The sequence below is a fragment of the Bordetella sputigena genome (genome assembly GCF_965137885.1).
Taxonomy (GTDB): domain Bacteria; phylum Pseudomonadota; class Gammaproteobacteria; order Burkholderiales; family Burkholderiaceae_B; genus Bordetella_C; species Bordetella_C sputigena.
Genome location: NZ_CBCSCA010000013.1, coordinates 36,879 through 62,202, shown reverse-complemented (window position 1 = coordinate 62,202; position 25,324 = coordinate 36,879). Strand labels below are relative to the sequence as shown.

The following is a 25,324-nucleotide window of genomic DNA, read 5'->3' as shown; positions in this document are numbered from 1 at the left end:
ATGTTCGACTTCCACCCCACCGTATTGCTTATCGAAGACGACGCCAACATCCGCCGCTTCGTCCGCGCGGCCCTGCAGGACGAGGGCTGCGCCGTGTTCGAGGCCGAGACCGTGCAGCGCGGCCTGATCGAAGCCGGCACCCGGCAGCCCGACGTCGTCATCCTCGACCTGGGCCTGCCCGACGGCGACGGCATGACGCTGATGCGCGAACTGCGCGCCTGGACCGAAGTGCCGGTGCTGGTGCTGTCCGCGCGCACCGCCGAAACCGACAAGATCGCCGCCCTCGATGCGGGCGCCGACGACTATTTGGTCAAGCCCTTCGGAGTGGGGGAACTGCTGGCGCGGCTGCGCGTCCTGCTGCGCCGGCATGGCCGCGGCGGCGCCGGCAATGCCGCTGAAATCGCCTTCGGCGACGTGCACGTCGATTTTTCCCGGCGCGTCGTGCAACGCAACGGCCAGCACGTGCATTTGACCGGCATGGAGTATCGGCTGCTGGCCGCCCTGATCGCGCATCGCGGCAAGGTCATGACGCATCGCGAACTGCTGCGCGAAGTGTGGGGGCCGTCGCATGTCGAGAGCAATCACTACCTGCGCATCTACATGGGTCATCTGCGGCAAAAGCTGGAGGCCGATCCGGCCCAGCCGGTGTTCCTGCTGACGGAAGTCGGCGTGGGCTATCGCTTCGCGGGCTGACCTGCCGCGGCCGGCGGCGGCACTCGCCAGGCCGGCTTTATATGGCGCTTACGCCGCCATGCCGTCTTTTGAGCCGCCATTTACGCGTTTCTCCCTATCGTTGTGAATCATCACAACGCGCCGTACAGGAGAAACCGCATGCGCTACGCCAGTCCTCGATCCGCCGGTCAGACGATATTCGCCGCGACGGCCCTTGCCGTCGGCACCGCAGGGACGTGCACCGCCGCATACGCGCAAAGCGCCGCCGCCGAGCAGGCCGCCGCGCCCTACAGCCTCACGGCCAACGTGACGCTGGCCTCGCAATACCGCTATCGCGGCCTGATGCAAACCGACAACAAGCCCGCCATCCAGGGCGGCTTCGACTTCAGCCATGAGAGCGGTTTCTACATCGGCAACTGGAATTCGAACATCAGCTGGCTTTCGGACAGCAATCCCGATGTCTCCGCGCCTGTGGAAATGGACTTCTACGGCGGTTATCGCGGCACGTTCGCGCAGGACGTGCCCTTCGATTTCGGAGTCCTGAAATACTACTACCCGGGCGACTATCCCAGCGGCTATACCAATCCGGATACCACGGAACTGTATGGGAGCCTCGGCTACCGCACCACCACCTTCAAGTATTCATACGCGGTATCCAACCTGTTCGGCTTCGCCAGGAGCAAGGGCAGCCAGTACTTCGACCTGAGCGGCAACTACGATCTGGGCGTTTGGGGCCTCACCTTGAACACCCACGCCGGCTATCAATACGTCCGCAACGTCGACCACGCGTCTTATTACGACTGGAAGCTGGGATTGACCAAGGACCTGGGCCAGGGCCTGGGCGTATCGGTCGCCTATATCGATACCAACGCGCACCGCGAGGTTTACACCAACCCGCAGGATCGCTTCATGGGCCGCGGCACCGTGGTCGCTTCCATCGCCAAAACCTTCTAAGGACCGGCCATGCCCGAACGCCCTGCCCGTGTATACACCAGCCGCCCCCGACATCGGGGCCGCGACGCCTATCATGCCGGCCCTGTCGCCGACGCCACCCTCAGCCTGACGCTGCGCGTGCGCGGCGACGACGGCGCCCAGGCGCGCGCGCGGCTGGAAAAACTGCTCGGCGACATGCCGGGCCTGCGCATCATGACGGTCAGCCGTCATCGAGGCGTCGTCACGCTGGCGCTGCAGGCGCCGCGCGAAGCGCTCGACCCCATGCTGCATCGGATCATGATGCGCGTGGCGGACGCCGAGTTCGGCCCCATCCAGCCCGCCGTCCTGGCGGCCGTGCATTGACACCTGGAAAAGCGGGGCACCGATATGTCCGCAACAGCTCGCCCGGCCGCCACGCGCTTCGACGGCCTTTGGCTACCCATGGTCACGCCCCTGCGGCAGGCACGCGTGGATTTCCCGGCGGCGCAGCGCCTGGCCCGGCACTACCGCGATGCCGGCGTGTCGGGCCTGGTCCTGTTCGGCTCGACCGGCGAAGGCAATCTGCTGACGCTGACCGAGAAGATCGAAATGATCCAGGCGATCCGCGACGATACGCCCGCGCTGCCCATCATGCTGGGCGCCGGCGGCGTCGATACGGGCGGGGTCGCCGCGGCGATCCGCCGCCTGGACGCGACGCATCCGGCGGGCTATCTGGTACCGCCCCCATACTATCTCTGCCCATCGCAGGCCGGCATCATCTGGCACTATCGCCGGATCGCCTGGGCGACCGATCGGCCGCTGGTGCTTTACAACATTCCCAAACGCACCGGCGTGCAGATGACGGTCGAGACCATGGAAGCGCTCGCGACGTGCCCGACCATCGTCGCCGTCAAGGAATGCCATCCCGCGGTGCTCCAGACCCTGCGCCGGCGCGGGCGGATCACGGCGCTATGCGGGGAGGACAAGGCGCTGCTGGCGCATTTCAGCGATGGCGGCTTGGGCGCCATCCCGGCCTCCGCCCATGTCCGGCCGGATCTTTTCGTTCGCATGATGCGGCTGGCGCAGACCGGCCAAGCCGAGGCGGCGCGCGAACTCCACGACGCCTTGTCGCCCCTGGTCCGCCTGCTGTTCGCCGAACCCAATCCGGCGCCGGTCAAGAAGGCGCTGGCCCTGCAAGGCATGATCGACGATGAACTGCGCATGCCGCTGACACCGGCCAGCCGCGCGCTGGCGGCGCGCCTGCGGAAGGTCATCGCCCGCCTGCCGGCCCCGGCGGACACCGCCGCCTGCGAGCAGCCACGCGCGGCCGGCTATTCCGCGGCCGCGTCTTCCGTGAACATATAGCCCCAGCGCCGCACGGATCGCAGCGGCAGCGGCATTCCCATCGCCTGCGCCTTGCGCCGCAGGCGGCTGACCATGACGTCCACCCCGCGCGGCGAGGTCGCGGACTTGTCGCCCGCGTCGGCGCGCCCGGCCGCCAGCGTACCGAGCTCATTACGCGCCAGGCTATGGTTGGGGGCGTTGAACAAGGCCAGCATGAACAGCCTTTCCAGCGTGGTCAACGCCAGGCGCTGGCCCTGCGGCGACAGCAGCGTCCAGCCGCCTTCGCGCAGCCGCCAGCCCCGCGCCGCGGCGTCGGCCGCGGCGGCGGTCCCGGGCGAAGCCGAACGGGGAGCGGGAGTTGCGCGCGCGGCGTTCTCCAGGTCGCCGGCATGGGATAGCCACGCGGACAGTTCCTGGACGGTGGACGTCAGCCTGCGCAAGTCGGCCTCAAGCTGGATCAACGTGGCTTGCAGCTCACGTTTGGGAATGGAAAGGGAAGTCACAATGGGTTCTTACCTGAACGTGCAGCCCTACCCCAGCGGGGAGGTCTGGACTATTCCGGGGACATTTTATTCCCCGAGACGTTATGTATCACACAGATACATTATTACAAAGCTCTTGACTTTGTGGCACTATGAAACTCTTAGGGAGCCTAGACTGAAAATCGAAGACCATCGCCGGATCAGATAGGACGTTCCAATCCATGCTAACCAGCAGGCTAAAAGAGGCACGACTGCGCGCGGGCCTTTCCCAGGAAAGGCTGGGTACGCTTGCGGGACTGGACGAGATGTCGGCAAGCTCGCGCATGAATCAATACGAGCGCGGCAAGCATACGCCCGGCTTCTTCCTGATCGAGCGCCTGGCCCAGGCCTTGAATCTGCCGGCACCCTGGTTCTACACGCGCGACGACGACCTGGCGGAACTGCTGGTCGCCTATCACACGCTGTCCGCCGAGCATAAGGAAAAGGCGCTGGCCTACGTCCGTGAACTGGCCGGCGCGGAAAAGGCCGCGACGGCCCTGACTGGCGGTGTCGACGGCACCGCGGACGGGATGGCGGTGCCGGAATTGCCCGCCGCGCCCGCATCGACCGAACTGGCCGATGCCGTCACATATTCTCGATCATCACGCGGCCAAAACCGGAACAGGACACCTGCTCCGCGCCCTTCATCAGACGGGCGAAATCGTAAGTGACCGTCTTGGCCAGGATCGCCTTTTCCATACTGGCGATGATCAGGTCCGCGGCCTCGACCCAGCCCAGATGCCGCAACATCATCGCGGCGGCCAGGATTTCCGATCCCGGATTGACGTAGTCCTTGCCGGCATATTTGGGCGCGGTGCCATGCGTGGCTTCGAACATCGCAACCGAATCCGACATATTGGCGCCCGGCGTAATGCCGATGCCGCCCACCTGCGCCGCCACCGCCGCGGAGATATAGTCGCCGTTCAGGTTCAGCGTGGCGATGACGTCGAATTCGCCCGGGCGCAGCATGGACTGCTGCAGAAAGGCGTCCGCCATGATGTCCTTGGCGACGATCTCACGCCCGGATTTCGGATTCTTGAAGCGGCACCATGGGCCGCCGTCGATCTGCACCGCGCCGAATTCATCGCGCAGCAGCTCGTAGCCCCAGTCGCGGAAGCCGCCTTCGGTATACATCATGATGTTGCCCTTGTGCACCAGCGTCAGGGTCGCGCGGTCATGATCGATGGCATATTGCGCGGCCTTGCGCACCAGACGCCGCGTGCCTTCGCGGGACACCGGCTTGATGCCGATCGCCGAACTGTCGGGGAAACGCAAGTGGCGGGAATGCACGTGGTTCTGCAGGAAGTCCACCAGTTCGCGCGCCTGCGGTGAACCCGCGGGGAATTCGATGCCCGCGTAGATATCCTCGGAATTCTCGCGAAAGATGACCATATCGGTCTTTTCCGGCTCGCGCAGGGGCGCCGGCACGCCGCGGAAATAGCGCGCGGGACGCAGGCAGAGGTACAGGTCCAATTCCTGCCGCAGCGCGACATTCAGCGAACGCACGCCACCATCGATCCTGGCCGCCGCCAACGGTCCCTTGATCGATACGACATAGTCGCGCACCGCCTGCAGGGTTTCCTCCGGCAGCCAGGCGTCCGCGCCGTAGAGGCGCGTGGCCTTTTCGCCCGCGTAGACTTCCATCCAGTGAATACGCCGGCGTTCGCCGTAGGATTTCTCCACCGCCGCGTCCACCACCGACATCATCACCGGCGTAATGTCGACGCCGACGCCATCGCCCTGGATATAGGGGATGATGGGCTGATCCGGCACGTTCAGCGTGAAATCCGCATTGACCGTGATTTTCTGCCCCCCTTGGGGAGCCTGGATATGCTGGTACGACATGGATGCTCCGAAGCCTGCTGGCACGTGCCCGTCATTCTATATCCGCGGAGCGGCATGCGCGGCAATGACAATTCCACGAGTGGGTAAAATAGCGGGTCGCGCGGCCATTGCCGCGCCGAGATGTTGTTCCGAGTCGCCCCGAGTCGTTGTCCGAGTCCGCCATGTTCAATCCGTCCCGCGACCAGGTTCGCGAATTCTTCATCGAAGCCTGGCGCAAGCACAAGGCGGGCGAGCTCGTCACCCCGCTGGAATCGATGGCGGTCGACTGGATGACCCAGCACCCCGAATATCACCAGGACCTGGAAAGCCCGGAAGCGATGACGGCCGAGTATTCCGTGGAGAAAGGCCGCACCAATCCGTTCCTGCATCTATCCATGCATCTGGCGATCGCCGAGCAATTGTCGATCGACCATCCGCCCGGCATACGGGCGGCGTATCAGCGGCTGGTGGCGCGCAGCGACGCGCACCATGCCGTGCACGAGATCATGGAATGCCTGGGCCAGGTGGTGTGGGAAGCCCAGCGGCTGGGCACGCCGATGGACAGCGACGCATACATCGAACTGATCCGGCAGCGCGCGGAAAGGTAGGTAGGAGCCCCCACGCCGCGCCTTCGGCTTGCTGCCCCCCGAGGGGGCGCTTTTGCCTTGGGGCGGCCCGGCGGCAAAAGGAGCCCCCACGCCACGCCTTCGGCTTGCTGCCCCCCGAGGGGGCGCTTTTGCCTTGGGGCGGCCCGGCGGCAAAAGGAGCCCCAGGCCGGGGCCTCTTACTTGCGTGTTCCGAGATCGCTGGGCAAGCTGGCCAGCCACGCCGACACATTGCTGATGTCCGCGTCGCTGAGCTGCGCCGCGAAAGCCCCCATGATGGGGTTCTTGCGGATGTTGGCCGTGGACGGCGCGCCCGACTGCCCGCGGCGATACGCCTTGAGCGCATGCGCCAGGTAGTCCTCGTGCTGACCGGCCAGGATCGGGTACTGAGGATCCGTCGGCGTCTTCGCGTCGGCACCGTGGCACGACGCGCAATTGAATTTATCGAACACCGCCTTGCCGGCGGCCAGATCGTCCGCCCGCGACGCGGTCGCGGCCATACCCAGCAACACCCCTGCGAGGGTCACGATAATGCGTTTCATGGATGCCCCCGTCATTTGAGATTGGCGTAGTACGCGGCGATGTCAGCGATGTCCTGATCGGACAGGCTGCCCGCGACGGCGTCCATGGTGGGATGGCTGCGCTCGCCCTTCTTGTATGCGTTCAGCGCGTTTTCGATGTACTTGGCATTCTGGCCGGCGATCATCGGCACCCGGTAGACCTCGGGAAACGCGGTCTTGTAGTCCGCGATGCCGTGGCAGCCTATGCACATGGACACCTTGTCACGGCCGGCCTGGGCATTGCCGCCCTGGGCGGCATCCGCGGCGTACGCCGCGCCGGCGCCCGCACAGGACAGCCAAACGGCAAGCAGGCCCGCCTTACGCAATACAGTGGTTCGCAACTTCATGAATTGGCTCTTGATATGGCGACTTTGGTTGCTGGAACTTCTGGAACTGCCTTGCTGAAGCTTGCGGACCGGCCTCCCCCGGGCCGCAAACCGCACGATTGTACGATAATTAGCCCATCGCCAACGGCGGGACCGGTACTCGCACGGTACTTCCCGCGCCACACGAGGTCGCACCCCGCATGCCCGCAGCTTCTTCCCCCGCCGCGCCGCGCTTCGAAGGCACGGATCGCTATGTCGCCACCGAAGACCTGAAACTCGCGGTGAACGCCGCCCTGACCTTGCAGCGCCCCTTGTTGATCAAGGGCGAGCCCGGCACCGGCAAGACCATGCTGGCCGAAGAAGTCGCGCGCGCATTGGGACGGCCGCTGCTGCAGTGGCACATCAAGTCGACCACCAAGGCCCATCAGGGCCTGTACGAATACGATGCCGTGTCGCGCCTGCGCGATTCGCAGCTGGGCGATGAAAAGGTGCGCGACATCCGCAACTACATCGTGCAGGGCGTGCTCTGGCAGGCATTCGAAGCCCCCGAGCCGGTCGTGCTGCTGATCGATGAAATCGACAAGGCCGATATCGAATTCCCCAACGATCTGCTGCGCGAGCTGGACCGCATGGAATTCCACGTGTACGAAACGCGCCAGACCATCGCCGCGCGTCACCGGCCGCTGGTCATCATCACGTCCAACAATGAAAAAGACCTGCCGGACGCTTTCCTGCGCCGCTGCTTTTTCCACTACATCCGCTTTCCGGATCGCGAGACCATGCGCGATATCGTCGGCGTGCATTTTCCGGAACTGCGCGCCGACGTGCTGCGCGCCGCGCTGGATACTTTCTTCGCCTTGCGCGACGCGCCCGGACTCAAGAAAAAGCCCTCGACGTCGGAACTGCTGGACTGGCTGCGCCTGCTGCTGGCCGAGGACATCCCCGCCGGGCAGATCGAAGCCCATGCCGCCACCGCGGTGCCTTTGATGGCCGGCGCCCTGCTGAAGAACGAGCAGGACATGCAGCTGCTGGAACGCCTGGCCGCGATGACGCGCACCGGCCAGCGCCGCTAGGATTCCAGCCAAGTCGGGCACCGCCATGCTGATCGACTTCTTCTACCATCTGCGCGCGCACCGGCTTCCCGTTTCGGTGCAGGAATACCTGACCCTGCTGGAAGCCCTGCGCCAGCCGCTGATGGCGCCGACGCTGGACGAGTTCTATCACTTGTCGCGCATGACGCTGGTCAAGGACGAAACCCTGTTCGACCGCTACGACCAGGCTTTCGCGGCGTATTACCGCGGGATCGCCGCCAGCCTGCCGCCGGACAAGGAAATCCCGCTGGACTGGCTGATCAAGCAATTCGAGCGCACGCTGACGCCGGAAGAAAAAGCCGCCATCCAGGCCCATGGCTGGGACAAGCTCATGGAGCTGTTCAAGCAAAGGCTGCAGGAACAGAACGAACGCCATGCCGGCGGCAGCAAGTGGATAGGCACCGGCGGCACGTCGCCGTTCGGCAATGGCGGCTATCACCCGGAAGGCATACGCGTGGGCGGGGACTCCGCCGGCAATCGCAGCGCGGTCAAGGTGTGGGATATGCGCCAGTTCCGCGACTACGACGACACGCTGGAGCTCGGCACGCGCAACTTCAAGGTGGCGCTGCGGCGGCTGCGCCGCTTCGCGCGCCAGGGCGCCGACCTGGAGCTGGACCTGGACGACACCATCGCCAGCACCGCCCGCAACGCCGGCCACCTGGATCTGCGGCTGGTGCCGGAACGGCGCAATACCGTGAAAGTGCTGATGCTGCTCGATGTGGGCGGCAGCATGGACGACCACATCGCGCGGGTCGAGGAATTGTTTTCCGCGGCGCGCAGCGAATTCCGCCACCTGGACGTCTTCTACTTCCACAACTGCCCGTACGAGCGGCTGTGGCAAAGCAACCGGCGCCGCCAGAGCGACAGTTTCGACACCTGGGACGTGCTGCGCAAGTACAACGCGGACTGGCGGCTGATCATCGTCGGCGACGCCACGATGAGCCCCTACGAAATCCTGCAGCCGGGCGGCTCCGTCGAACACATGAACAAGGAAGCCGGCGCGGTATGGATGCAGCGCCTGCTGGAGGCCTGGCCCAAGGCCGCCTGGCTGAACCCCGAGCCCACCGCGGCCTGGCCTTACCGGCAGTCCATCGCGATCCTGAAGAACATCATGCACGACCGCATGTACCCGGTGACCGTGGCGGGCCTGGAGCAGGCGATGCGCATGCTGTCGAAATGAACTAGCCGTCCACCGGCTCGGCCGGCGTGTCCAGCAGCATCTGGTAGAACGCCACGTCCAGCCAGCGGCCGAATTTGAAGCCGGCCTGCCGTACCGTGCCGGCGTGGGTGAATCCCAGTTTTTCGTGCAGCGCGCAGCTGGCCGCGTTGGTGGTGTCGATGGCCCCGACCAGCATGTGGTACTGCTGCGCGCGGGCGCGCGCGATCAATGCCCGCATCAGCGCCTGGCCCAGGCCGCGGCCGCGATAATCGCGCGCCACGTAGATGGAATGCTCGACCGAATACTTGAAGGCGGGAAAGGCGCGGAAGGTGCCGTAGCTGGCGAAGCCCATGAGCGTGCCGTCGGCGTCTTCGAAGCCGATCACCGGAAATCCGCCCTTGCGCTTGGCCTCGAACCACGCCTGCATGATGGCGTCGGTGCGAGGCTGGTACTCGTACAGGGCGGTCGACGTCAGGATGGCGTCGTTGAATATATCCAGCATGGCGCCCGCGTGGCGCTCGTAGGTGCAATCGACGGGAATCATGACGTGCTCATCCGGGGCCGGCGGCTACTTGGGCGCGGCCATGACTTCGGAGTCCAGCCGCGAGCGCGGGAAGGCGCCGTCGGGATTGCCGGGCGCGAACTCCATGATCATGGCGCGGTCGCGCTGGTACTGGAAATAACGCGCGCTCTTCATCCCCGCCTGGTGCACCACGCGCGCCAGGGCATTGATGTCATTCAGCGTCAGCGTGGGATCGACCAGCACCGCGACCGGCGTGTCGGGACCGCGCTTTTTATCGCGGGCCACCGCCGCCAGCGCCATTCCCAACTGTTTGCCGTCCAGCCGGCGCGCGTCGGCGTCCACCGTGTACTGCGGCGCCTTGGCGCCCTTGGGCGGCGGGAAGGTCTCCACCACCACGGGCGAACGCGCCGCCGCGGCGGCGCACAGGCTCCAGGCGGCCAGCAGGAAAAGGACTTTCTGGAAAAGCTTCATCTTGGATTCGTTCCTTGAAGTGCAATGCGCGGGGTGGCCGCGCGGGTAGAAATATACCTTGGCGGTCCGTCATCGCCCAGCGCGCGGGGCAAGATCTGGCCGGCGCATGGCGCCCGCGCGCGAAGCGCGGGGGGCGCGGACCCTCGGGCCCGCGGCCGCGTGTAATGCAGCGCGGAACGTTCCGGGCACACAGGGAATCCTGGGCGCCGCGATAGGAACCTATCGCCCCGTATACACTCCAACAACTTCACCATCTCGCAGGGAAACCCGTCCATGGCCATTTCCACCCCCGCATTGTCGCGCCACCTGAAAACACTGATTTTCTCGTCCTTCCTGGCTTTCCAGGCCAGCGCGGCGACACTGCCGGAAGGCACGACAGAAGTCGCCTCCGTCGAGGGCATCACGGAATTCCGCCTGAGCAATGGCCTGCGCGTCCTGCTGGCGCCGGACGACTCCAAGCCTACCACCACGGTCAACATGACCTACCTGGTGGGATCGCGCAATGAAAACTACGGCCAGACCGGCATGGCGCACCTGCTGGAGCACATGCTGTTCAAGGGTACGCCCACCACCCGCAACGCGATGGGCGAGTTCTCGCGCCGCGGCCTGGCCGCCAACGGCAGCACCAGCAGCGACCGCACCAACTATTTCGCCAGCTTCGCCGCCAATCCGGACACGCTCGACTGGTACCTGGGCTGGCAGGCCGACGCCATGGTCAATTCGCTGATCGCGCGCGAAGACCTCGATTCGGAAATGACCGTGGTTCGCAACGAGATGGAAAGCGGCGAAAACAGCCCTTTCCGCATCCTGATGCAGAAGATGGAAGCCACGGCCTTCCAATGGCACAACTACGGCAAGGACACCATAGGCGCGCGCTCGGATGTCGAAAACGTCGACATCGGCCAGCTGCAGGCCTTCTACCATCAGTACTACCAGCCCGATAACGCGGTGCTGATCGTCGCCGGCAAGTTCAATCCCCAGGACACCCTGGAAACCATCAGCAAGACGCTGGGCAAGGTGCCGCGTCCCACCCGCGCGCTGCCGCGCGAATACACCGTCGAACCGGTGCAGGACGGCGAACGCGAAGTCACGCTGCGGCGCGCCGGCGGCACGCCGCTGGTGGCGGCGATGTACCACATCCCCGCCGCGGGCAGCCCGGACTATGCGCCGCTGGACCTGGCCACCGTCATGCTGTCGGACACGCCGTCCGGGCGCCTGTACCGCAACATGGTGCAGCGCAAGCTGGCGTCGGATGTCTTCGGTTTCACCATGGAACAGCGCGACCCCGGCGTGGCGCTGTTCGGCGCCCAGCTGGAGCCCGGCATGGACCAGGACGCCTCGCTCAAGGCCCTGACCGGCACGCTGGAATCGGTGGGCCGCACGCCTTTCACGCAGGAAGAGCTGGACCGCGCGCGCAGCAAATGGCTGCGTGACTGGGAGCAGACCTATAGCGATCCGCAAAGAATCGGCGTCGCCCTGTCGGAAGCCATCGCCAGCGGCGACTGGCGCCTGTTCTTCCTGCAGCGCGATCGCGTACGCGACGCCAAGCTGGCGGACGTGCAGCGCGTCGCCACGCTATACCTGATTCCCAGCAACCGCACGGCCGGCCGCTACATTCCCACGGCCAAGCCGACGCGCGCGCCCGCGAACACCCGCGTCGACCTGACGGCGGCGCTGAAGGACTACAAGGGCGATCCCGGCTATACCCAGGCCGCCGCCTTCGACCCGACGCCGGCCAATATCGACAAGCTGACGCTGCGCCGCACGCTGGACCTGCCCAACGGCAAGGTCGACGTGGCGCTGCTGTCCAAGCCCACGCGCGGGCACCGCGTGCGCGCCCGCCTGCTGCTGCAGTTCGGCAATGCGGATTCCCTGCGCGGCCAGCGCGACGTCGCCGATGCCGTGGCGGATATGCTGGACCGCGGCACAAGCAAACTGTCGCGCCAGGCCATCCAGGACCGCTTCGACCAGTTGAAAGCAGACGTGAATTTCAGCGGGTCGGGCACCAATCTGTCGGTGTCCATTTCCACCACCCGCGACAACCTGCCGGCGGTGGTCGCCACGGTGCTGGACGTCATCCGCAACGCCAACTTCCCGAAGGCCCAGTTGGACGAATACAAGGCACAGGCCGTCACCGCTATCCAGAACGCCATGAACGAACCGTCGGCCCTGGCCATGCGGACCTTGGCGCGGCAGGATAATCCGTGGCCCAAGGACGACATCCGCTACGTGCCGACCTTCGAGGAATCGCTGGCCAGCGTGCGCGCCCTGTCGCACGACACCCTGGCACGCTTCCACAGCCGCTTCTATGGCGCCGGCACGATCGCGTTCTCGGCGGTGGGCGATTTTGACGCGGACGCCACCGAAGCCGCGCTCAAGAAAGGCCTGGCGGGCTGGAAGCGGGGCGCCCCGTATACCCGGGTTCCCGAGCCCTACCACGCCATTCCGGCGCAGAAGTTCGACATCCCGACGCCGGACAAGGCCAATGCCTTCTACGCCAGCCGCCTGCCGCTGCCGCTGCAGGACACGTCCAAGGACTACGCCGCGCTGTACATGGCGAACTACCTGCTGGGTACGTCGGAAACGTCGCGGCTGTGGAACCGGGTCCGCGAAAAGGACGGCCTGTCGTACAACGTACGCAGCAGCCTGTCGGCCTCGTCCTTCGAGCCGCGCGGCAGCTGGATGGTCTACGCCATCTACGCGCCGGAAAACCGGCAGCGCCTGGAGCAGGCGATCTCGGAAGAGCTGGCACGGGTCCACAAGGACGGTTTCTCGCAGGAAGAAATCCGCGACGGCATCGCTTCGCTGCTGAACTACCGCCGCCTGAGCCGTGCCCAGGACGACGTGCTGGCCAGCACCTGGATCGACTACATCCGGCGCGGACGCACCTTCGCCTGGTCGGCCGACATGGATAAGCAGATCGCCGCGCTGACGCCGGCCGCCGTGAACGACGCGCTGCGCACGTACCTGAAGCCGGAAGACTTCAGCACCGCGGTGGCGGGCGACTTCAGCAAGAAGAAATAGCGGGCCGCGCAGGTCCGGCCACGCAGGCCGGCCGCGGAAGCAAAGGGCGCGGCCTGGAGCCGCGCCCTTTTTCATTCCGGCTGGCGTCCGCCGCCACGCCGGCCGTGGTCCTGCAAGCGATACAGCCGGCATGAGAAGCCGGCTGGCCAGTCCTACACGTGCGGATAGTCCTTCAGCCGCGGGCCGGCGGCCAGCGGCGTGCTGCGCAGGCGCATGCCGGTGGCGTCGGCGATGGCGTTGGCCACGCAGGCCGACGCCGGTCCCTGCGACGCCTCGCCCGCGCCCAGGAAGGGCGCGCCGGGACGGTCTATCAGGTGCACTTCGATCTTGTCCGGCACATTCGAGAAGCGCAGGATGGGGTAGGTGTTCCAGTCGAACGTGGTGATCTTGCGCTTGTCGAAGTGCAGCTGCTCGTACAGCGTCCAGCTGGTGGACTGGATGATGCCGCCTTCCACCTGGTTGCGTACACCGTCCGGATTGACGATCTGCCCGGTATCGATCGCCGACACGGCGCGATGGATATGGACTTCGCCGGTGTCGCGGTCCACCGTCAGCTCCATGGCGATGGCAAGATAAGCCATCAGGTTCTTGTACATGGCGAAGGAAAAACCGACCCCATGGCCGGGTTCGCGCTTGCGTCCGGGATCCCAGCCGAATCGCTGCGCCGCCAGCTGGATCACGTCGCGGGCGCGCGGATCCTTGATATGCCGCAGGCGATACTCCACCGGATCGGCCTTGGCCGCCGCCGCGAGTTCGTCCATGAAGCTCTCGATGGCGAAAATATTCATATAGGCGCCCAGCGACCGCATCGCCGACACGCGCAAGGGCATCTCGGGGATGAAGTGGTGCAGCACCCTGGTGTTCGGGAAGGCGTACAGCGGGATGCTGTTGCGGTCGCCGCCGCCCTCCGGCATGGGAATGGGCACGGGCGGCGCCGGCGTGAAGGGCTGCGCCAGCGCCCAGGTCGGAATCATGCGCCCGGCATTGTCGATGCGCTGATTGTGGCCGTTGCTCCAGATTTCGTACTGCCAATCGACGATGTTGCCCTGGGCGTCCAGCGAGGCCTGCACCTCGGTCACCATGGGCGGGCCGGCGGGCTCCCAGGTATGTTCCTGGTCGCGCATCCATTGCACGCGCACCGGCCGTCCGGGCACGGCGCGGGCGATCAGCGCGGCGTCGGCGGCGACATCGTCGGCGCCGTTGTGACCGTAGCAGCCCGAGCCTTCCACATGGATGCAGCGCACCTTGTCCTGCGGCAACGACAGCATTTCCGCCAGCCCCTTGCGCAGCGGGAAGACGCCCTGCGTATGCGTCCACACGGTCATCGCGCCATTGTCGAAATGGCCGATGGCGCAGGACGGCCCGATCGAACCGTGGGTCAGGTAGGGCTTGGAAAAGCGCGCCTTCAGCGTCCGCACGGCGGGCGCGGCGGGCCCCTTGCGGTCGATCACGTCGATTTCCCGCGAGGGCAGCGTCTTCAGGTAGTCGTGGATGCCGGCTTCATCGGGCAGGACGTAGGTCTCTTCCCATTGCGCCGATTGCGTCAAGGCGCGCATGGCGACGATGGCCTGCCATTCGTCCTGGGCTACCACCGCCAGGTAGTTGCCGTCGCGCACCACCTTGATGACGCCAGGCATGGCCTGCACACCGTCGAAATCGGCCTTGATCAGCTTCGCGCCGTAGGAAGGCTGGCGCACGACGCGGGCATGCACCATGCCGGGCAGGCGCATGTCCTGCACATAGCTGGCGCCGCCGGTAACCTTGCCCGGGATGTCGACGCGCGGCATCGACTGGCCCAGCACCGTATGGGTGCGGGGATCCTTCAATGGCGATTCCGGCTGCGCCGCGCGATGCAGGTCCAGGCCGGCGACCGCTTCGCCATAGCTCAGGCGACGGCCGTCGGGCGCCTGGATCACGCCCTTGGCGACCTTCAGCGTATCGACGCCGACCTGCAGGCGCGTCGCCGCGGCCTGCACCAGCAGTCCGCGCACCTGGGCGGCGGCGTTCAGGATGGCGGTGCCGCTATCGGCCACCGAATGGCTGCCGGCGGTATAGCCTTCGTTCGGCGTGCGCGCCGTATCGGCCGTCACCAGGTGCACCGCTTCCGGCGCGACATCCAGCTCCTCGGCGGCGATCTGTATGAACGCCGTGCGCACGCCGGTGCCGAGCTCGGCCTTGCCGGTGAAGACGGTGAGCTTGCCCGTTTCGTCCAGTCTTATCCAGGCGTCGAGCATGGGCGTCGTGTTCAGGTTGCCCGGCAGTTTGGGACCCTTGGCCGCGCCTTCCTGCGCCATGGCGGGCATGTGCGGCAGCAAGGAGAAACCCACGGTAATCGCGCCGGCCGCCAGGAAGCGGCGGCGCGTGGGGTCGTGGGGCCGATCGCGCACTGCGTCCGGCGATGCGTCTCGAAGGTCGCCGCGGCGGGCGTTCGGATGAGCCTTCCAAGATGCATTCATTTGCCGGCTCCGGTGACGGCGACCGCCTGGCCGTTGGTGGTGCCGTTGGTGGTGCCGTTGCTGGCGCCGGCGGCGCGCATGGCCGCCGCCGCGTCCGCGATCGCGGCCAGGATGCGCATATGCGTGCCGCAGCGGCACAGATTGGGTTCCATATGCGCGCGGATTTCCGCTTCGCTGGGAGCGCTATTGCGGTCCAGCAGGGCCTGGGCGCGCATCACCATGCCGGCGATACAGTAACCGCACTGCGCGGCCTGCTTGTCGATGAAGGCCTTCTGCAAGGGGCCGGGATGTTCGGCGGTTCCCAGTCCTTCGATCGTCCGTATCTTGCGGCCTTGCGCGGCCGCCGCCGGAAACTGGCAGGAGAAAACCGGCTCCTGGTCGACGATGACGGTACAGGCGCCGCACTGGCCCATGCCGCAGCCGAACTTGGCGCCGTTCAATTCCAGATGGTTGCGCAGCGCGTACAGCAGGGGCATCGAAGGGTCGATGTCCAGCTCATGCGCCGTGCCGTTGACGGTCAGGGTAATCATTTGGACGTGTGCTCCTTGCGGATCTTCGCGACCGATCCGTCCAGTCCGGTCCAGGCGGGACGCTGCGCGATGCTCACGCGGGTAAAGGCCAGGATGTCGGCGACCTGCTGATCGTTCAAGGTGTGCGCGAAGGAAGGCATGTAGTGGGAGGCGGCGGATCCCCGCAGGGGGATGCCTTGCAGGACCAGGTTGATGGCGTTGCGCGGGCTGTCCGCATTGACGACGGAGCTGCGCGCCAGCGACGGGCGATCGCCGATGGTGGTCATCGGAGCGGAGGCGGCGTGGCACGCAGCGCAGGTGGAACTGAACAGGACGGCGCCGCGTTGCAGACGCTCGGCGTCAGCCGCATTGGCCGGCGCGGATGCCGGCGCGGGCTGCGACGCGATGGAGGCCGGCGAGGCCGGCGGCGAGCCATCCAGCGACAGCAGATACACCGCCATCGCGCGCACGTCGCTCTCGGACACCAGGCCGAGCTGGCGCGTGACCGGCTCCATCGGCCCGGCGGCCGCGCCATGCTCGTTGGCCAGGCCGGTGCGCAGATAGGACGTCAACTGGCCGACCGTCCAGGCCGGCTGCCTATGCCCCAATGCATTCAGCGGCGGCACGTCCCAGCCATCGATGCTGCCGCCGGCAAAGGGCTTGCCGCTGTCTTCGGCGCCCAGCGCCGTCATGGGCGTATGACAGGCCGCGCAGTGCCCGGGCCCTTCGACCAGATAGCGCCCGCGCAGCCACTCGGCGCTGTGCGAGGCGTCCTCCGGCAGCGGCCCGGGATGCAGGTAAAGCAAATTCCAACCCGCGATCAGCGGCCGGAAGCCCAGCGGAAAGATCAGCTTGTTGTCAGCCGCCGGCGCACGCACGGGCGTGCGCGTCATCATGTACGCGTACACGTCCTTGATATCGGCGTCCGACATCCGGGTGAAGTGGGGATATGGAAACGCCGGATACAGCAGATGCCCATCGCGCGACACCCCTTCGCGCATCGCCCGCGTGAACGCGGCCAACGACCAATTGCCGATACCCGTCCGCGGATCCGGCGTGATGTTGGTGCTATACAGGGTGCCGAAGGGCGTATCCAGCGGCGTGCCGCCGGCATAGGTTTTGCCGCCCCCGGCGGTGTGACAGGACACGCAGTCGCCGATGGCCGCCAACTGCGCGCCCCGCGCGACCGACTGCGCATCGAACGATGATGCCGCCGGCGGGTCGATGGGGTCGATGGCGGCGCGGTACGCAATCGAACAGGCGGCCGCTCCGCCCAACACCACGATCGCCAGCACGCCTGCCGCGATGGATCTGCCTTTCATCCGAACCCCTTCAATGCGAAAACGGCGTTGGGGCGGACTGTAGCGCCGGTCCCTGACATCCGATTGAAATTCGTTGAAGTTTCCACGATCTGGATATTCGCCAGCTTACGCAAAATCCCCCTATGCCGCGCTCGGCATGACCGCTATGCCGCGGGCCCGGGGTGTAACATCGCCACGCCTGGGGCCTGCCCCACCTTCCCTTCCGGAGCAACTGCCTTGAAATACCGCAAACTTGGCCGTACCGATATCGACGTCAGCCTGATCGGCCTGGGCACCATGACCTTCGGCGAGCAGAATTCCGAAGCCGACGCGCACCAGCAGCTGGACTACGCGCTGGAGCACGGCGTCAATCTGGTCGATACCGCCGAGATGTATCCCGTGCCGCCCAAGGCGGACACGCAGGGCCGCACCGAAACCTATATCGGCACCTGGATCGCCAAGAGCAAGCGGCGGCAGGACATCGTGCTGGCCAGCAAGATCGCCGGGCCGGTGCGCGACCCCAAGCGCCCCGGGCATATCCGCGAAGGCAAGACCTTCCACGACCGCAAGAACCTGACCGCGGCGCTGGACGCCAGCCTGAAGCGTTTGCAGACGGACTACCTGGATCTGTACCAGCTGCACTGGCCCGACCGCACCACGATGACCTTCGGCCAGCATGCCTATCCCTGGGTCAAGGACGATCACACCGTGCCCATCGCGGAAACGCTGTCCGTGCTGCAGGACTTCGTCAAGCAAGGCAAGGTGCGCCATATCGGCGTGTCGAACGAAACACCTTGGGGCGTCGCCCAGTTCATCCGCCACGCGGAAGTCGATGGCCTGCCGCGCATCGTGTCCATCCAGAACGCCTACAGCCTGCTGAATCGCCTGTTCGAGCAAGGCCTGTCGGAGTTCAGCCATCATGACGGCGTCGGCCTGCTGGCCTACTCCCCGCTGGCCATGGGCATGCTGACCGGCAAGTACGAGAACGGCGCGCGGCCGGAAGGCTCGCGCCTGGCGCTGTTCTCGCGCTTCACGCGCTACAGCAACCCGCAAGCCGAAGCGGCCAGCAGCGCGTACGTCGCGCTGGCGAAGCAGCATGGCCTGACGCCGACGCAACTGGCGCTGGCCTTCATCAACCAGCGGCCCTTCGTCACCAGCAACCTGATCGGCGCCACCAACCTGGCGCAGTTGAAGGAGAACATCGACAGCGTAAACGTCACGCTGGATGCCGGCATCATCGCGGAGATCGAGGCGATACATCGCCGCCTGCCGAATCCGGCGCCGTAAGCCTTCCCGGCCCCCATCGTGAAAGGCCTTCGAAGCCGTCTTCGAAGGCCTTTTTCATTGTGCGGCGCGGCGGCGCCATGCATCGGGAATCCGCCATTACGTTGATTTGAAATCAAGATTGACCCATATGTATCCATGGCGATAGGCTGTTCGAGTCGGCGGCATGCGGCCGCCTCCTCAACCCACAGCCTGCCAGGGATAGCGATGAGCGCCAGCGAAGAAAACCCCGATCTTTCGAGCCGTGTCGCCGCCGCCCTGCCCACGCGGCGCGCGCTGTATTACGGTGGCCGCTGGCACGAGCCGCTATCCGGCGCGCAGGCGCGCAGCGTCAATCCCGCCACGCAGGCAGACCTGGGACCCTATGCCGTCGCCGGCGCGGCCGACGTCGATGCCGCGGTACGGTCGGCCGGCGTGGCGGCCGCCGCCTGGCGCGCCACGCCGCCGCTGGAACGCGCCGCCCTGCTGCGCCGCGCCGCCGCCATCGTCCGCGAACATGCCTGGGAGCTGGCGCTGATCGACGCCGCCGATTGCGGCAATCCGGTGCGGCAGATGCGCGACGACGCCGTCATCGCCGCCACGCAGCTGGAATACTTCGCCGGGTTGGTACTGGAATTGAAGGGCGAAACCATCCCTACCCAGAACGGCTCGCTGGACTACACCGTGCGCGAACCGCTGGGCGTGGTGGCGCGCATCATCCCCTTCAATCATCCCTTCATGTTCGCCGCGGGCAAGATCGCCGCGCCGCTGGCCGCCGGCAACACCGTCATCGTCAAGCCGCCCGAACAGGCGCCGTTGTCCAGCTTGCGGCTGTTCGAGCTGATCGGCGATATCTTCCCCCCCGGCGTACTGAACTGCCTGACGGGCGACCGCGCCACCGGCGCGGCGCTGTCCGCCCACGACGATGTCGCGGCGGTGGCATTGATAGGCAGCGTCAACGCCGGCAAGGCCGTGATGCGCACCGCCGCGGACGGCTTGAAAAAAGTCCTGCTGGAGCTGGGCGGCAAGAACGCCATGCTGGTGTATCCGGACGCCGACCCGGCGAAAACCGCGCTGGGCGCCGTGCGCGGCATGAACTTCACCTGGTGCGGCCAGTCCTGCGGCTCGACCAGCAGGCTGTTCCTGCACGCATCCATCCACGACGACATCCTGGCGCGCATCGTGGCGCTGACGGCCGACATGCACAGGCCGGGCCTGCCCACCGATACGCGCACGACCATGGGGGCGCTGGTCTCGCGCGACCAGATGGACAAGACCCTGTCGTACATCGCCTCGGCCACCACCGAAGGCGCGCGGGTCGCTCATGGCGGGCGCCGCTGCGAAGATCCCGCGTTGCGCGAGGGCTATTTCGTCGAACCCACCATCCTGGCCGACGTCACGCCGGCCATGCGCGTGGCGAGGGAAGAGATATTCGGCCCTGTCCTTGCCGTCATCAAATGGTCGGACGAAGACGCGCTGTTCGCCGCGGTCAACGGCGTGGAGTATGGCCTGACGGCTTCCATCTGGACGCGCGATCTGGCCACCGCGCACCGCGCCGCCGCGCGCGTGCAGGCCGGATACGTATGGGTCAACGGCTCGTCCAGCCACTTCATCGGCGCGCCCTTCGGCGGCTACAAGCGGTCCGGCATCGGGCGTGAGGAATGCAAGGAAGAGCTGCTGGAGTTCACGCAGGTCAAGAACATCAACGTCACGCTGGAATGAAGATCCCGGCATCCGCCGGGACCGCAGAACATCACCGTCATGGCGGATCAACGCCCGCCTCCTCCTGGATTCCCATGCAAAACGATCTACCCGCCCCGCGCTGGGGCAGCGACTACCTGGCCAGCCTGATGCGCCATATCGGCCTCGAATACGTGGCCCTGAACCCGGGCGCCAGCTTTCGCGGCCTGCACGACAGCCTGGTCAATTATCTGGGAGACGAAGCGCCGCGCATGCTGACGGTACTGCACGAAGAACACGCGGTCGCCATCGCCCATGGCTATGCCAAGGTGACGGGCCGCCCCATGGGCGCGGTCCTGCACGCCAACGTCGGCCTGATGCACGGGTCCATGGCGATCTTCGACGCCTATTGCGACCGCGTACCGGTACTGGTGTTCGGCGCCACCGGGCCGGTGGACACGGCACGCCGGCGGCCCTGGATAGACTGGCTGCATACGTCCAAGGATCAGGGTGCGCTGGTACGCACCTTCGTCAAATGGGACGCCGAGCCGGCCTCGCTGGAAGCCGCGCGCGACGCCATGCTGCGCGCGCGCCAGATCGCCACCACGCTGCCGCAGGGTCCGACCTACGTGTGCTTCGACAGCGCGCTGCAGGAAGCGCCCTGCGCGGACGCGCCGGCGCTGCCGGCCCTGCGCCGCTATCAACCGCCGCGGCGCCCCGGCGTATCGGACGATGTGGCGCGCGAAGTCGCCGGCCTTCTGTACCAGGCGCGGCGGCCGCTGATCCTGGCCGGACGGGTATCGCGCGATGAAGGAGACTGGCAGCGCCGCGTCGCGCTGGCGGAGCACTGCGGCGCAACGGTGCTGACCGATTTCAAGGTCGGCGCCGCGTTTCCTACGCGCCATCCGCTGCACGGCGCGGCGCCCGGGTATTTCATGGGACAGGAAGGCCTGGCGGCGCTGCGCGAAGCGGACGTCATCCTCAGCCTGGACTGGGTGGACCTGGCGGGTACGCTGCGCACCGCCTTCGGCACCGACACGGCGCCGGCGCACGTCGTCCAGGTATCGCTGGACCAGACCCTGCACAACGGTTTCGGCGGCGAGCACCAGGGCCTGACGGGAATCGACACCTATCTGATGTGCGATCCGGACGAGTTCACCGCGCAGGCGCTGGCCGCCTTGCCGGCGCTCGGGCCCGCGCGATGGACGCCCCGCGACGCCGCCGCGCCGTCACGCGCGCCGCGCGAAGAAGCCAACGGACCGGACGGCATCCCGCTGACTGTCTTCGCCCGCGCGATCAGCGAACATCTGCGGCGCAACGCCCCCGCCTGCCTGATGCGCGCCAATCTGGGATGGCCGGGCGACGCGCATCCTTTCGCGCATCCGCTGGATTACCTCGGATACGACGGCGGCGCCGGGGTAGGCTCGGGTCCCGGCATGGCGGTCGGCTCGGCACTGGCGCTGAAGGGCAGCGGACGCCTGCCCGTGGCCGTGCTGGGCGACGGCGATTTCCTGATGGGCGTCACCGCTTTCTGGACCGCCGTGCGCTACGGTATTCCGCTGCTGGCCATCATCGCCAACAACCGGTCTTTCTTCAACGATGAGGTACACCAGGAGAAAGTCGCGGTGGTACGCGACAGGCCCGTCGAGAACAAGTGGATAGGACAACGCCTGGAAACGCCCGAGATCGACGTCGCGGCGATGGCCCGCGCGCAAGGCGCCGTGGCCTGGGGCGATATTGCCACGCGCGCCGAGCTGGAACGTGTGCTCGCCGAAGCCATCGCCGCGGTGCAAGAAGGCAAGGTCGCCGTCGTCGACGTCCGCGTGGGGCGCGAGTACGCGCCAGCCATGGCGAACGCCTTGAAGCGCGGAGACTAGAAGGCGCCGCGCAGGCTGCCCGGTGATCAGGAAGGCCCGATATAGCGCGCTCGGGGCCGCACCAGGAATCCGGCCAGCCGCTGTTCCAGCGCATGCGCCACCCACCCCGCCGCGCGGCCGACGGACATCAGTGCGCCCGGCGCGCCGGCCGGCGTCGCCAGCACCGCGCAGAGAACGGCCAAGGCCATCGGCAGGTTCGCCTTCAGGCCCAGCTCTTCATGTGCGCGGTCCACGCACTTCAGCGCCGTCCTTCCGCGCGCGCCGGCGGGCCCGATCTCGCGCGCCAGTTCGAGCAGCAGCGTCGCCCGCGGGTCGCCTTCGGGATATAGCGGATGCCCATAGCCCGGCACCGGGCTTTTGCGCGCAAGCAGCCCTTTCAGATGTTCGAGGTATGCGTCCGCGGTCTTCGCCTGGGCCAGCGCCGCTTCGGCCTGCTCGCAGCCCAGGCCGGTCAGCATGCCTTCGAAAGCGCCCAGCGCCGTCGTCACGCAGGAAAACAGATCCGCGCCCGCCGACGCCGCGATGCGTGCCGCGAAGGTCGCCGGCGCGAGTTCGTTGTCCGCGCTCAGGATCAAGGCGGCGTCCAGGATGCGCACATGCGCCGGCGTCGCCTTGATGCCCAGATTGCCGGCCAGCACCGCGGCGATGGCGCGCGGCGCATCGTCCAGCACGAAAGACGGCCTGGCCGCCAGCAGCCCGGTCGCGGCGGCCATCGCCTGCGTCAGCTGGCGCGCCGCCAGCGTCGGCGCGCCCAGCGTCAGTTCGGGGTTGCGGCCCAGGCTGGCGGCGTAGGCCTCCACCGCCACCGACAGCAGGCGGCGCGATTGATTGCGCGCCGCCACTTGCGTGATGCCGTCGGCCAGCGCCTGGAATCCCGCGCCGGGCCGCGCGGGCTGCCACACCACCGGCGCGTCCGGCAGTATGCCGTTCCACAGCAATTCCGTGCACTCTTCAAAGGTGCGATGCGCGCGCACCAGATCCGCCGCCGATTTGCCGCGATAGCGCGGACCGTCGGGACCGATGGCGGTGATCGAGGTCTGCATCACCGCGTTGCCACCCCAGCGGATCATCCGTTCGCCGCCGGCGCCGGTCGTGGACCGGGCGCGGCCGCGCGCGCCCAGGGCCTCCAGGTCTTCCGCGTAATAGAGATTGCCCTTCCCGCCCACCGCCGGCACCACGCGTATCCAGCCCCGGCTGACATAGGCGTATAGCGTCTGCATCTTGATGCCCAGGCGTTCGATCGCCGTGCGGGCATCCACCAGTGTGCCGGCGACGTGGCCGGACGCGTCCTCGCGTGCCGTCGGAGCGGCGACTTTCCTGCGTGAATTTTCCATCCGGAATTCCATGCGCTGTGCCTGGCACAGCGGCGATACGGGTGAGGCGAAGGGCGACCGCCGGGAGCGGACGCGATGGGTTGATTGATTGTAAATCAATCTATACATACGTTGATTTGAATTCTACGATGGCATCGCCTATCCAGAAAACCATAGAAAACCAAAAACTCCCGGAGACAAGCATGTACCATCGCCACGCCCCCGCGCCCAAACCGGCCGCCGCCCGCGCGATCCTCGCGTCGGCGGCGCGGTGGGCAGCGGTCCCCCGCCGTGCCGCGCTGGCCCTGGCGCCGGCCGTCGTGCTGGCAGGCGCCTGTCACGCCGCCTACCCCGAACATCCCGTCACGCTCGTGTCCGCCTTCCCGCCCGGCGGCAGTACCGACGTGATCGGCCGCATGCTCTCGCCCAAACTGGGCGAGATCTTCAAGCAGACGTTCATCGTCGAAAACCGCGCGGGCGCATCGGGCAATATCGCCAGCGAGTACGTGGTCCGCTCGGCGCCCACCGGCGAGGTCATCCTCATCGGCAACAACACCATGACCGTCAATGCGGCCCTGGGCGTGAAGCAGAACTTCGATCTGCTGAAGGACCTGACGCCCATCGTCGCCATCGCCGAAACGCCCGTGGCGCTGGCGGTCAGCAGCAAGCTGCCGGTGAACTCGGTGCAGGAACTGATCGCCTACGGCAAGGCCCACCCCGGCACGCTCAGTTTTTCGTCCTGCGGCACCGGTACGGCCCAGCATTTCGCCGGCGTCGAATTCGCCCATCGCGCCGGCATCGACATGGTCCACGTGCCGTACAAGGGCTGCGCGCCGGCCCTGACCGATGGCCTGGGCGGCCAGGTGCCGGTCATGTTCAACGCCATCTCCAACATCGACCCGCAGCTCAAGAGCGGCAAGATCAAATTGCTGGCGGTCGCCACGAAGCACCGCGTCCCCTTCCATCCCGATGTGCCGGCGCTGGCGGAAATGCCCGGATTCCAGGACTACGACTTCGCCGTCTGGCTGGGGTTCTTCGTCACCGCGAAAACCCCGCAGCCGCTGGTCGACCAGCTGCGCAAGGAGTTCCTGGCGCTGGCGCGCGACAAGGACACCCGCGATGCGCTGACGCAGCGCCTGTTCGTGCCTTTGGACATGGACGGTCCGCAACTGAAGCAGCAGATCGCCGACGAACTGGTGAAATGGAGAAAGCTCGCCGATGAATACCACATCACCATCGATTGACGGCACGCGCGACGCCCCTCGCGGCGCGCATGGCGGGAGTAACGGTTCATGAGCGCCGCGATTCCCCGACTGCAACTCGAAGACATGCGGCCCGACCTGGCCGACTACCTGACGCCGCGCGTACGGCGCTTGAACTACCTGGGCGAGCTATTCCAGGTCGGCGGCCATGCGCCAGGCGTGCTGCTGACCTTCATGCAGTTCACCGAGGCCCTCAAAGAGGCGCTGCCCGATCGCCTGGCGGAGACCGCGGTGCTGACCACCGCCACGCTGATGGAGAACGCCTACGAACGCAACCAGCATGAGCGGCTATGCGTGCGCCTGGGTTTCGAGCGCGAATGGATCAGCGAGGTCGAGCGGTTGGAGCCGGATCGCGCCACGCTGATGACGGATACCGAACGCGCGGTGCAGGCCTACGTGATCGCCGCGTTGGCCACGCACGGCCTGCGCGCCCAGGCCGAGTTCGAACGCGTGGCGGCCCTGCTGCCCGCCGGGCAGGCCGTGGCGGTGGCCATGCTCGCGGGCCGCTACGTCACGCACGCCTTGATCGTCAACACCTTCCAGCTCGCGCCGCCGGTGCCCTCGATCTGGGAAGACGGCTTCGGCCTGCCGCCCACGGCGCCGGCCCCATGCACGACCAAGCCATGACAGG

Annotated in this window: 24 protein-coding genes; 14 read left to right on the top strand and 10 right to left on the bottom strand. The window is 66.7% G+C overall.

Features of this window, described 5'->3' with window-relative positions; all coding sequences use genetic code 11:
• From kdpE to dapA, 4 genes are all read left to right on the top strand, one after another.
• Complete coding sequence (gene kdpE / locus ACNA0R_RS22070; RefSeq protein WP_415828216.1) at positions 1-693, top strand: two-component system response regulator KdpE; 693 nt, start codon at positions 1-3, stop codon at positions 691-693.
• A gap of 138 nt (positions 694-831) precedes the next feature.
• Positions 832-1,626: a TorF family putative porin gene (locus ACNA0R_RS22065; protein ID WP_415828215.1), complete on the top strand. Its 795-nt coding sequence runs from the start codon at positions 832-834 to the stop codon at positions 1,624-1,626.
• 9 nt (positions 1,627-1,635) lie between these two features.
• Positions 1,636-1,968: a hypothetical protein gene (locus ACNA0R_RS22060; RefSeq protein WP_415828214.1), complete on the top strand. Its 333-nt coding sequence runs from the start codon at positions 1,636-1,638 to the stop codon at positions 1,966-1,968.
• 24 nt (positions 1,969-1,992) lie between these two features.
• Positions 1,993-2,949 (top strand): 4-hydroxy-tetrahydrodipicolinate synthase, encoded by a 957-nt coding sequence (gene dapA, locus ACNA0R_RS22055; protein WP_415828213.1) that lies wholly within the window; start codon positions 1,993-1,995, stop codon positions 2,947-2,949.
• Here dapA and ACNA0R_RS22050 read toward each other — a convergent pair.
• Entirely contained in the window at positions 2,916-3,431 is a 516-nt protein-coding gene (locus tag ACNA0R_RS22050; protein WP_415828212.1) for a helix-turn-helix domain-containing protein, read from the bottom strand. The genes dapA and ACNA0R_RS22050 overlap by 34 nt on opposite strands.
• A gap of 200 nt (positions 3,432-3,631) precedes the next feature.
• Between ACNA0R_RS22050 and ACNA0R_RS22045 the strand changes: the two genes are divergently transcribed.
• Positions 3,632-4,120, top strand: a complete 489-nt coding sequence (locus tag ACNA0R_RS22045) for a helix-turn-helix domain-containing protein (protein WP_415828211.1) — start codon at positions 3,632-3,634, stop codon at positions 4,118-4,120.
• Here ACNA0R_RS22045 and icd read toward each other — a convergent pair.
• Positions 4,035-5,294, bottom strand: coding sequence for an NADP-dependent isocitrate dehydrogenase (icd, locus tag ACNA0R_RS22040; protein WP_415828210.1), 1,260 nt, complete (start codon positions 5,292-5,294; stop codon positions 4,035-4,037). The genes ACNA0R_RS22045 and icd overlap by 86 nt on opposite strands.
• A 161-nt stretch (positions 5,295-5,455) precedes the next feature.
• Between icd and ACNA0R_RS22035 the strand changes: the two genes are divergently transcribed.
• The gene (locus ACNA0R_RS22035; protein ID WP_415828209.1) at positions 5,456-5,881 is read left to right on the top strand and encodes a DUF1841 family protein; all 426 of its coding nucleotides are present in this window, start codon (positions 5,456-5,458) and stop codon (positions 5,879-5,881) included.
• 176 nt (positions 5,882-6,057) lie between these two features.
• Here the strand turns inward: ACNA0R_RS22035 and ACNA0R_RS22030 are convergent, their stop codons facing one another.
• Positions 6,058-6,420: a c-type cytochrome gene (locus ACNA0R_RS22030; protein ID WP_415828208.1), complete on the bottom strand. Its 363-nt coding sequence runs from the start codon at positions 6,418-6,420 to the stop codon at positions 6,058-6,060.
• Positions 6,421-6,431: 11 nt separating this feature from the next.
• Positions 6,432-6,785, bottom strand: a complete 354-nt coding sequence (locus ACNA0R_RS22025; RefSeq protein ID WP_415828207.1) for a c-type cytochrome — start codon at positions 6,783-6,785, stop codon at positions 6,432-6,434.
• Positions 6,786-6,964: 179 nt separating this feature from the next.
• On the opposite strand from ACNA0R_RS22025, the gene ACNA0R_RS22020 reads away from it, so the two are divergent.
• A complete protein-coding gene (locus ACNA0R_RS22020) occupies positions 6,965-7,837 on the top strand; it encodes an AAA family ATPase (protein ID WP_415828206.1) in 873 nt (290 codons plus the stop codon).
• A 25-nt stretch (positions 7,838-7,862) separates the two neighbouring features.
• On the top strand, positions 7,863-9,035 hold the full coding sequence (locus ACNA0R_RS22015; RefSeq protein WP_415828205.1) for a vWA domain-containing protein: 1,173 nt from the start codon (positions 7,863-7,865) through the stop codon (positions 9,033-9,035).
• Position 9,036: 1 nt separating this feature from the next.
• On the opposite strand, the gene ACNA0R_RS22010 is transcribed toward ACNA0R_RS22015, so the two are convergent.
• Positions 9,037-9,558, bottom strand: a complete 522-nt coding sequence (locus ACNA0R_RS22010; protein WP_415828204.1) for a GNAT family N-acetyltransferase — start codon at positions 9,556-9,558, stop codon at positions 9,037-9,039.
• A gap of 24 nt (positions 9,559-9,582) precedes the next feature.
• The gene (locus tag ACNA0R_RS22005; RefSeq protein ID WP_415828203.1) at positions 9,583-10,008 is read right to left on the bottom strand and encodes a hypothetical protein; all 426 of its coding nucleotides are present in this window, start codon (positions 10,006-10,008) and stop codon (positions 9,583-9,585) included.
• A gap of 279 nt (positions 10,009-10,287) precedes the next feature.
• On the opposite strand from ACNA0R_RS22005, the gene ACNA0R_RS22000 reads away from it, so the two are divergent.
• Positions 10,288-13,032, top strand: a complete 2,745-nt coding sequence (locus ACNA0R_RS22000) for a M16 family metallopeptidase (protein WP_415828319.1) — start codon at positions 10,288-10,290, stop codon at positions 13,030-13,032.
• Positions 13,033-13,184: 152 nt separating this feature from the next.
• Here ACNA0R_RS22000 and ACNA0R_RS21995 read toward each other — a convergent pair whose 3' ends face one another.
• From ACNA0R_RS21995 to ACNA0R_RS21985, 3 genes are read right to left on the bottom strand one after another with little or no spacing between them, the layout of a single operon-like run.
• Entirely contained in the window at positions 13,185-15,488 is a 2,304-nt protein-coding gene (locus tag ACNA0R_RS21995; RefSeq protein WP_415828202.1) for a xanthine dehydrogenase family protein molybdopterin-binding subunit, read from the bottom strand.
• Positions 15,485-16,018, bottom strand: a complete 534-nt coding sequence (locus tag ACNA0R_RS21990) for a (2Fe-2S)-binding protein (protein WP_415828201.1) — start codon at positions 16,016-16,018, stop codon at positions 15,485-15,487. Before ACNA0R_RS21990 ends, ACNA0R_RS21995 begins: the two co-directional genes overlap by 4 nt.
• The gene (locus tag ACNA0R_RS21985) at positions 16,015-17,319 is read right to left on the bottom strand and encodes a cytochrome c (protein ID WP_415828200.1); all 1,305 of its coding nucleotides are present in this window, start codon (positions 17,317-17,319) and stop codon (positions 16,015-16,017) included. The genes ACNA0R_RS21990 and ACNA0R_RS21985 overlap by 4 nt, the downstream gene beginning before the upstream one ends.
• A 216-nt stretch (positions 17,320-17,535) precedes the next feature.
• Between ACNA0R_RS21985 and ACNA0R_RS21980 the strand changes: the two genes are divergently transcribed.
• The 3 genes from ACNA0R_RS21980 (at position 17,536) to ACNA0R_RS21970 (ending at position 22,118) form a co-directional block, all read left to right on the top strand.
• Positions 17,536-18,585, top strand: a complete 1,050-nt coding sequence (locus ACNA0R_RS21980; protein WP_415828199.1) for an NADP(H)-dependent aldo-keto reductase — start codon at positions 17,536-17,538, stop codon at positions 18,583-18,585.
• 204 nt (positions 18,586-18,789) lie between these two features.
• Positions 18,790-20,283 carry an aldehyde dehydrogenase family protein gene (locus tag ACNA0R_RS21975; protein WP_415828198.1) on the top strand — a complete coding sequence of 498 codons (1,494 nt, stop codon included), beginning with the start codon at positions 18,790-18,792 and terminating at the stop codon, positions 20,281-20,283.
• Between the two features lie 74 nt (positions 20,284-20,357).
• Positions 20,358-22,118 carry a thiamine pyrophosphate-binding protein gene (locus ACNA0R_RS21970; protein ID WP_415828197.1) on the top strand — a complete coding sequence of 587 codons (1,761 nt, stop codon included), beginning with the start codon at positions 20,358-20,360 and terminating at the stop codon, positions 22,116-22,118.
• A gap of 26 nt (positions 22,119-22,144) precedes the next feature.
• Here ACNA0R_RS21970 and ACNA0R_RS21965 read toward each other — a convergent pair whose 3' ends face one another.
• Entirely contained in the window at positions 22,145-23,452 is a 1,308-nt protein-coding gene (locus tag ACNA0R_RS21965; protein WP_415828196.1) for a citrate/2-methylcitrate synthase, read from the bottom strand.
• Positions 23,453-23,634: 182 nt separating this feature from the next.
• Here ACNA0R_RS21965 and ACNA0R_RS21960 point away from each other — a divergent pair, with 182 nt between their 5' ends.
• A complete protein-coding gene (locus ACNA0R_RS21960) occupies positions 23,635-24,675 on the top strand; it encodes a Bug family tripartite tricarboxylate transporter substrate binding protein (protein WP_415828195.1) in 1,041 nt (346 codons plus the stop codon).
• A 48-nt stretch (positions 24,676-24,723) separates the two neighbouring features.
• Complete coding sequence (locus tag ACNA0R_RS21955) at positions 24,724-25,320, top strand: carboxymuconolactone decarboxylase family protein (protein ID WP_415828194.1); 597 nt, start codon at positions 24,724-24,726, stop codon at positions 25,318-25,320.
• Positions 25,321-25,324 lie beyond the last annotated feature (4 nt).